7 protein-coding genes are annotated in these 8,791 nt (G+C 63.8%); 3 read left to right on the top strand and 4 right to left on the bottom strand.

What is annotated here, in order from left to right; genetic code table 11:
* Nucleotides 1–139: 139 nt before the first annotated feature.
* The 4 genes from NKI06_RS03715 to erpA form a co-directional block, all read right to left on the bottom strand.
* Nucleotides 140–394, bottom strand: a complete 255-nt coding sequence (locus NKI06_RS03715) for a hypothetical protein (RefSeq protein ID WP_352984105.1) — start codon at nt 392–394, stop codon at nt 140–142.
* A gap of 116 nt (nt 395–510) precedes the next feature.
* Nucleotides 511–1,305, bottom strand: coding sequence for an exodeoxyribonuclease III (gene xth / locus NKI06_RS03710; RefSeq protein ID WP_352984104.1), 795 nt, complete (start codon nt 1,303–1,305; stop codon nt 511–513).
* An 8-nt stretch (nt 1,306–1,313) separates the two neighbouring features.
* Complete coding sequence (locus tag NKI06_RS03705; RefSeq protein ID WP_023681658.1) at nt 1,314–1,706, bottom strand: VOC family protein; 393 nt, start codon at nt 1,704–1,706, stop codon at nt 1,314–1,316.
* A 4-nt stretch (nt 1,707–1,710) separates the two neighbouring features.
* Entirely contained in the window at nt 1,711–2,058 is a 348-nt protein-coding gene (erpA, locus tag NKI06_RS03700) for an iron-sulfur cluster insertion protein ErpA (protein WP_027050337.1), read from the bottom strand.
* Between the two features lie 76 nt (nt 2,059–2,134).
* On the opposite strand from erpA, the gene NKI06_RS03695 reads away from it, so the two are divergent.
* The 3 genes from NKI06_RS03695 to NKI06_RS03685 all read left to right on the top strand — a co-directional run bounded on the left by NKI06_RS03695 (nt 2,135) and on the right by NKI06_RS03685 (nt 8,683).
* The gene (locus tag NKI06_RS03695) at nt 2,135–3,349 is read left to right on the top strand and encodes a deoxyguanosinetriphosphate triphosphohydrolase (RefSeq protein WP_023716245.1); all 1,215 of its coding nucleotides are present in this window, start codon (nt 2,135–2,137) and stop codon (nt 3,347–3,349) included.
* Between the two features lie 62 nt (nt 3,350–3,411).
* Entirely contained in the window at nt 3,412–5,175 is a 1,764-nt protein-coding gene (gene argS, locus NKI06_RS03690; RefSeq protein ID WP_023739016.1) for an arginine--tRNA ligase, read from the top strand.
* A gap of 103 nt (nt 5,176–5,278) precedes the next feature.
* Entirely contained in the window at nt 5,279–8,683 is a 3,405-nt protein-coding gene (locus NKI06_RS03685; protein ID WP_352984102.1) for an SPOR domain-containing protein, read from the top strand.
* The last annotated feature ends 108 nt before the right edge of the window (nt 8,684–8,791 follow it).

Here is an 8,791-nt window from a genome sequence, read left to right as displayed (position 1 = left end):
CAGAAGCTCAATCGTCTCGGCCCAGCCGTCATCAACAAGCGATTCGTGTGTCATCGCAGTGTAGAATCACACCCGATTCCGCAGGGCAATACCTATCTTAGCGCCTATGCCCGCAAGGGGGGAGATTAGCTCACATCCATCAGTTCTCGGTGAGTTCCGCCGGCGCCGCTCTGTGTACCGGCACCGAGATCGGCGTGACGTGCAGATGCGGCTTCATCGTGCTGTCGGGGCAGCTGTCGCCGATCTTGGTCCATGAGGTGTTGTTGAGCACCAGGTCGCAGCGGGCCATATGGCTCTTGTCTGACACCGTCAGGCAGGTGACCTGGCCGACCTGGTAGGACTTGCCATTGGCCAGGCACTGCTGGTCGGCAAGTGCCGCTGCAGGGGAGGCCATGGCAAATGCTAGGCCGATCGGGCAAAGGAGGAATCGTAGTGCCATGGAACCCCAGCCGCCATGCTGATCTCTGACTGAATGGCGCGATTGTGGCGATATCAGGGTTTCGGCTGATATCAGGCCGGCAGCAGCGCCAGATCAATCGCCACCGGCACATGATCGGAAGGCTTTTCCCAGGCGCGCACATGCTTTTCGATCGAGGCCGAGGAAAAGCGGTTGGCCGCTTCGGGCGACAACAGCAGATGGTCGATGCGGATGCCGTTGTTCTTCTGCCAGGCGCCGGCCTGGTAGTCCCAGAAGGTGTAGACGTCGGCCGCATCGGTGACGGCGCGCACCGCCTCGGTAAAGCCGAGATTCTTCAGTCGCCGGAAGGCTTGCCGGGTCTGCGGCTGGAACAGCGCATCGCCAAGCCAGTTCTCGGGGAAGCGCGCATCGACCGGCTCGGGGATGACATTGTAGTCGCCGGCCAGCACCAGCGCCTCCTCCAGAAGCAGCCGTTGCTCGGCCCAGCGATGCAGCCGTTCCATCCAGGCCAGCTTGTAGGGAAACTTCTTCTCGTCATCGACCGGGTTGCCGTTGGGCAGATAGAGCGAGGCGACGCGCAGCGCGCCCTGGTCGGTCGAGATCACGCCCTCGATGAAGCGCGCCTGCTCGTCGGTGTCATCACCGGGCAGGCCCCTGATAACCTCGTCGAAGGGAAGCTTCGACAGCAGGGCGACGCCGTTAAAGCCCTTCTGGCCATGGGTTTCCACGTTGTAGCCAAGCGCCTCGATCTCGGCGCGCGGGAACTGCTCGTCGACCGACTTGATCTCCTGCAGGCAGACGATGTCGGGCTGGCTTTCGCTCAGCCAGTGGGTGAGGTTGCCGATGCGGGCGCGAATGCCGTTTATGTTCCAGGTGACGATTTTCATGGGCGGCCTCAGGGATGTTCGGGCGAAAGACGTTCGACAAGCCCGATCGTATTGCCTGCCGGGTCCTTTAGAAAGGCCATCCACTCGCTTTCCCCCGCCGTTCCGAACGTGCCTTCGGTGTCGTTGTGGACGAGCGCCGGCGGTGCGGTGAAGGGAACGCCGGACGCTTTCGCCTCGGCGTGGAAGGCTTCGAGCCCGGCTATATCGAGATAGACGGTGCCGGCCGGAACGCCATCGGTGAACAGCAACCTGATATCACCGGCCATGATGAAGGCGATGCCCGGCGGATCGTAGCGGGCATGAACGCTGAGGCCGAGCACATCGTGCCAGAAGGCCAGCGTGACGTCGAGGTCGCGCCCGGCCGACAGTGCGACCTGACGGACCGCGCCGACGCCGGACATCTGCCTAGATGGAGAAACTGGTGCCGCAGCCGCAGGAGGCGACTGCATTGGGGTTGCGGATCTGGAACGACTGGCCCATCAGATCGTCGACGAAGTCGATCACCGAGCCGCCCATATAGACCAGCGACAAATCGTCGATCAGCACGGTGGCGCCGTCCTTTTCGATGGCGACGTCGTCGTCATTGCGCGTATCGACCAGGTCGAACTTGTAGGAAAAGCCGGAGCAGCCGCCGCCCTCTACTGAGACGCGCAGCGCCGTCTTGCCGGCCTCGCCAGAGACGATTTTCGCGATCCGCCTGGCGGCGGACTCGGTCATCTCGACTTTCATGGCAGTCTTGGCATCAGCGCCCATGGGCGTCACCTTGCTTTCGGTTTCACATGATAGGTATGAAGCGGGAAGGGGCAAGTCAACTGCGGCGGCATCAGCCATGACAAATGAGCTTGGCGACATTGGGTTCGGCTATCGGCCGCGCGCGGCCTATGCCAGCGACCCAGCCAGGTCGCGCGGGCGGCTCTATGACGAGGTCGAGAGCCCGACTCGCACGCCATTCCAGCGCGACCGCGACCGCATCATCCATTCCACCGCGTTCCGCCGCCTGAAGCACAAGACGCAGGTGTTCGTCGCCCATGAAGGCGACCACTATCGCACCCGGCTGACGCATTCGATCGAGGTCGCGCAGATTGCGCGGGCTCTGGCGCGAGCGCTGCGCGGCGACGAGGATCTGGCCGAGGCGGTCGCCTTGGTGCACGATTTCGGTCACACGCCGTTCGGCCATACCGGCGAGGACGCGCTGAACGAGCGGATGGCCCAATGGGGCGGCTTCGACCACAATGCGCAGTCGCTGCGCGTGGTGACGCGGCTGGAGCGGCGCTATGCCGAGTTCGACGGGCTAAACCTGACCTGGGAAACGCTGGAAGGGCTGGTCAAGCACAATGGGCCGCTGACAGATGCCAAGGGAAAAGGGCTCAAAGGCCCGGTGCCGCAGGCGATCCGCGACTATTCCGAGCTGCACGACCTCGAACTCGACCATTTCGCCGGCATCGAGGCGCAATGTGCTGCGATCGCCGACGATATCGCCTACAACACCCATGACATCGACGACGGCCTGCGCTCCGGCTTCCTGACCTTGGACATGCTGGAAACGGTGGCGCTGCCGGGATCGATCCTGGCAAGCGTGCGCGCGCGCTATCCGGGCCTGGACGATGTGCGCACCGGCCATGAGCTGATGCGCCGGCAGATCACGATGATGGTCGAGGATGTCATTGTTTCCACCACCGCCAATCTTGAGCGCATCAAGCCTGACAGCGCCGAAGCGGTGCGGGCGGCGGGCGAAACGATGGTGACCTTTTCCGCTGACGTGGCGGCGACCGAGAAGGAATTGAAGACCTTTCTCTACAAGCATCTCTACCGGCATGACGAGGTGATGCGCGTTCGCACTGAGGCCGAGCAGATCGTGCGCGACCTGTTCGATGTCTATTTCGCCGATCCGCGCGCCATGCCGGACGGCTGGCGGGAGGGGCTCGACCGGGCGGAGGACCGCATCAAGGCGCGCAGCGTCGCCGATTTCCTGGCGGGGATGACGGATACCTACGCCTTGAAGGAACACCGCCGTCTGTTTGACCATACGCCCGATTTAAGCTAGGGCGGGCGCGATTTGCCGGCCAATGAGCCGGTTCCCCTGCACAGTCCGCCAGAGCAAGACCCATGAACATCTTCGCCGATTTCAGCGCGCGAATCACAAAAGCCGTCGAAGCGCTTGATTTGAAAGACAGTAATGGCGTTTCGCCCGACCTGTCGCGCATCGCCGTCGAGCCGCCGCGCGACGCCAGCCATGGCGATCTCGCCACCAATGCGGCGATGGTACTGGCCAAGCCCACCGGGCAGAACCCGCGCGCGCTGGCCGAGCGGCTGGTGGAAGTGCTGCGCAGCGACGCCGATGTTGCCGAAGCCGACGTCGCCGGTCCCGGCTTCGTCAATCTCCGGCTCAAGGACGCTTTCTGGCAGGCACATCTGACTGCGCTGCTGGGCGAGGGGCAAAACTACGGCCGCTCGACCATTGGTGGCGGCAAGAAGACCAATGTCGAATATGTCTCGGCCAATCCGACCGGGCCGATGCATGTCGGCCATTGCCGGGGCGCGGTTGTCGGCGACACGCTTGCAAATCTGATGGCCTTCGCCGGCTATGACGTCACCAAGGAATACATCATCAACGACGCCGGCGCGCAGATCGACGTGCTCGGGCGTTCGGCCTTCCTGCGCTACCGCGAAGCGCTGGGCGACGACATTGGCGAGATACCGGCCGGTCTCTATCCCGGCGATTACCTTGTGCCGGTCGGTCAGGCGCTGGCTGCCGAATTTGGCCGCAAGCTCTTGCAGATGCCCGACGATGAGTCGCTGGTAATCGTCAAGGACCGCACGATCGACGCCATGATGGTGATGATCCGCGAGGATCTGGCGTTGCTCAATGTCCATCACGACGTTTTCTTCTCCGAGCGCACGCTGCATGCCGACAATGCCAGGAGGATCCGCTCGGCGATCAACGATCTGACGCTGAAGGGCCATATCTACAAGGGCAAGCTGCCGCCGCCCAAGGGCGAGAAGCCGGACGACTGGGAAGACCGCGAGCAGACGCTGTTCCGCTCGACGGCGGTCGGCGACGACATGGACCGGGCGCTGGTCAAGTCCGACGGCTCGTTCACCTATTTCGCCGCCGACGTCGCCTATCTCAAGGACAAGGTCGACCGCGGTTTCGTCGGCCTGATCTATGTGCTGGGCGCCGACCATGGCGGCTACGTCAAGCGGCTGGAAGCGCTGGCGCGGGCGATTGCAGGCGATGATCTGAAGCTGCAACTCACGGTGCTGCTGTGCAATCTGGTGAAGCTGTTTCGCGATGGCGAACCGGTTCGGATGTCGAAGCGGTCGGGCGACTTCGTGACCTTGCGCGAAGCGGTGGAGGAGGTGGGCCGCGATGCTATCCGCTTCATGATGCTCTACCGCAAGAGCGACGCGCCGCTCGACTTCGATTTCGCCAAGGTCACCGAACAGTCCAAGGACAATCCCGTGTTCTACGTGCAGTACGCTTCGGCGCGCTGTCATTCGGTGTTCCGGCAGGCGAGCGAGCAACTGGGCGAGGCCAATTTCGACCGCAACAGCCTGGCCGCGGCCTCGGCGTCGCTCACCGACGAGGGCGAGATCGGCCTGATCCGGAAGCTGGCTGAATATCCAAGGCTGATCGAATCCGCGGCCCTTGCGCTGGAGCCGCACCGGCTGGCATTCTACCTCTACGATCTGGCTTCCACCTTCCATGGACACTGGAATCGGGGCACCGAGAATCCCGACTTACGTTTTGTTAAGGTTAACGACCGACAATTGACTCATGCCAGACTAGGGCTGGTGCAGGCTGTTTCGGATGTTTTGACTTCCGGCCTGACGCTGATTGGGGCTGATGCGCCCACTGAGATGCGTTAGGTTTAACTAAAACACCTGTCACCATTTGCCCACATTGCGCTGGTAAGGGCCAACCCTACGCGACGTCCATGGCGTCCGAATGAGTGCGAGTTCGGGAACAATAATGGCAGACAGAACCCAGCTGAGAGTAGCCGACAACAACGACATCGCCGAAGATGATCCGTTCGCTGAACTGACCAGGATCATGGGTTTCGATCCGCGCCAGCCGGTCAAGCCGCAGGCGCCAGCCGTCGAGACGGCTGCGGACGAGGGCGATTTCGACATCGACCTCGAGAAGGAGTTGATGGGCGAATTCGGCGATGAAGTCGGTTCCATGGAGGCCAGCCAGCCAGCTCCCGAGGTTCACCAGCCTGCCGCTGAACCCTACGACTCTGCTGCCGAGATTCACGAGCCGGCTTTCGAAACCACCGATGCCGCGATGGACGATGCGCTGGCTGCTTCGCTGGAATATGATTTCGTCTTCGACGATGCCGCCGATCTGGATTTCGGCGCTGCCCCGCAGGCTGCGGCTGCTCCCGTTGAACCCTCGTTTGCCGAACCTTCGTTTGCCGAGCCCGCATTCGACGAAGCTGCATTCGACGATGATTTCGACAATGCCGTCGCCAGCTCGCTGGAAAACGTATCGCCGCTCGAAGACGACCTGCCGATGGATGACGAGCTTGCCGCTTCGCTCGAGCAGGGGTTGCTGCTCGATGACGATGCGACCGTCGCCCATGCCGCAGATGTCGCCCAGGTTGCTGCTGCGACTGCCGACGATCTCGCGTTCGACGATGATTTCGACAATGCCGTCTCGATGTCGCTGGAAGACGAGCTGACGCTGGACGGTCCTGCGCCGGCCCAGGACCAGTATGCCGCGCCAGTAGCCGAGGCGCCGATCCATACCTTCGACGCCGTCGGAGTCGCCGACCACACTGTTGCCGACGAGGATTTTGCGGGTCATTTCGATGACGCGATGGCCGATGTCGACATGGACTTTGCGGCCCAGGATTTTGCAGCTCAGGATTTTGCAGCCCAGGATTTTGCAGCCGAGCATTTCGAGCCGCAGGCTTTCGAGGCTCAGCCTGTTGAGGCCGAGGATCCGGAAGAGAGCGATCTGCAGGTCAGCGCGCCGGTTGAGATGGATGCGCCGGAAGTGGACGAGACGCCGGCCTGGACCGTGGAGGCCAGCCCCTCTCATGAGACTGCGCACGAAGCATTCGACGATTTCGATCTGAGCATCGATGATGCGCTTGCCGATCACGAGCCGGTGGCCGAGACCGCACCCGCTCCGGTTCAGCCAACTCCGGTCGCACCAGCCTATGTGGCGCCTACCAATATGGCGACCCCGGCCGCTCCGGTAGCTGACGAACGGACGTTGGAAGATGAACTCAACGCGCTGCTTGGCGCCATGACCACACCACGCCCGGCGCCAGTCGCCCCGATTCCGGTGGTCACCGAGCCCACCAGGGCTGCCGCCATCGAGCCCACCAGGACTTATGAGCCGGTTGCCCCGGTGCAGCGGTCCGTCGCGACGCCGGTCGCTCCGGTCGATAATCTCGACTGGGACCTAGACGAACACGCGCCTGCTCCTCAGGAGGCCCAGGCGGACGATGCCGATTTCGACGATCTGCTTGCCGGCGAACTTGAAGGCCATGTGCCCGAGATCGAGTTCGATGATCACGCCTTCGACGCGGCGCTGGCCAACGGCATCGATCTCGGTCATGACGATACGGCAGCACCGGTCGCTGGCGATTGGCGCTCGACGCCGCCGGAGCCGGCGCGTTCGTGGAGCCGCGTGACTCCCACCCCGGCCCAGCCTTCCTTTGCAGCGCAGCCGCAAGCTTCTTTTGCAGAAAAGCCGTCCATGCCGCCGGCGGCAGCGCCAAGCTATCGCGACCAGCCGGTTGCCGCTGCTGCCTATGTGGCGCCGACGCCATCGCGCCAGGCGCCGCCTCAGGCCTATGACGAGATGCCGGATGTCGAGACGGTCGATGTGCCGGAGCGTGTGGTGGCGATTGCCGACGACCTCGACATTCCAGAACTCAGCTTCGAGCAAGACGAGCCGGCCGCCTATGACGACATCGACGCCGAATTCGCCGGCATGCTCAACGACATGAACGCGGTGGAAGTGGCGCCGCCCACTGCCGCACGCAGTGCCGGCTATGATGACGATTCCTACAGTTCCGGCTTCAGTTCGGGCCACGAGCTCGACCAGCGCGCCTATGCGGCGCGGCCAGCCGAAGTGCTTGCAGCCACGCAAGCTCACCACGCCGATGCCGCCGGCGGCTTCGACATGGACGATCTGCCCGGCAGCCAGCCGGTTTCGCAGGCCGACGATTTCGCGGTCGACGAACTCGACTACGATCCGGATCTGGACGAGGCAATGGCGGTGCCGGGCCTCGCCGAGCAGGAAGCCGCACGGCCGCGCAGGAGCGGCCTGCTGGTCGCGGGGGTCGTTGCTGCGGTTGCGATTGCCGGCGGCCTTGGCGCCTTCGCCTTGTCGTTCGGCGGCAAGGGCGGCAGCGATGCGCCGGTCATTGTCAAGGCCGACAACAGGCCGATCAAGGTCAAGCCCGAAAATCCGGGCGGCGCCGTGGTGCCGAACCAGGACAACAAGGTTTATGATGCGGTCGCCAAGGGCACCAAGCCGGCCGAGCCGGTTCAGGAGAAGCTAGTCACCAACACCGAAGAGCCGGTCGATGTGAAGGCGCAGGAGCCTGAAAGCCGCGTCGTCGATCTGTCGCCCGACGATACCGACGCTGCCCCAGGCCCCGACGCTGCCGGCAACCCCGAAGCTGCCGTCAACCCCGACGCGGCTGTCGCGCCGGCGCCAAAATCCGAGGACCGCATCGCGCAGGTGCTGCAGGAAGCCGACAAGAACCCCGATACCGTCGCCGTTGCCCCGCGCAAGGTGCGGACCATGGTGGTCAAGCCCGACGGCTCGTTGGTGGCCCGCGAGGACTCGACGCCGGCCGCGCCGCAGGTTGCGGCGACTGAGCCGCTTGACCCGGCGCCGCAGCACGTCGCCCCTTCGGCCGATGCCGAGCAGACCGGCACCGTGGCGCCTGCCGATCAGGCAAATAGCGACCAGGCAAGTGCCGAGACCGCCAAGCCGGTCAAGCCGGTGAAGCCGGCGGCCACGCCGAAGGCTGAGACCCAGTCCGCCAACACGCCGCAGACGGTTGCCGTGGCGCCGCAGCGCCCGTCCGACCAGCCGGTCGACGTGGTCGGCGAGGTCAAGCCCGACCAGGTTGCCTCCATTCCGGCGACGGCTTCGACATCGGGCGGTTCGTGGTCGATGCAGATCGCTTCGCAGCCGACGGTCGAAAGCGCCCAGGCCAACTACGCCGACCTGCAGCGCCGCTATGGAAATGTGCTCGCCGGTCGCACCGCCAACATCGTCAAGGCGGAGATCGCCGGCAAGGGCACCTTCTACCGTGTCCGGGTGCCTGCGCAATCGCGCAACGATGCGATCAATCTGTGCACCAGCTACAAGGCTGCCGGAGGCAACTGCTTCGTGTCGCGGTAAGGCCGGATCCATTTATCAGAGCCGGTGCGTTCCCAAGGGTCGCGCCGGCTTTTTCATGTGGATGGGCGAGAGGTTGAGGCGCTTGCCGTCCGGGGAGATTCCCTTTGG

Source organism: Mesorhizobium sp. M0772, assembly GCF_040320135.1.
In the GTDB taxonomy this organism is placed as follows: Bacteria; Pseudomonadota; Alphaproteobacteria; order Rhizobiales; family Rhizobiaceae; genus Mesorhizobium.
Note: the sequence above shows the minus strand (reverse complement) of the source record. Positions and strands in the feature narration are given on the sequence as shown.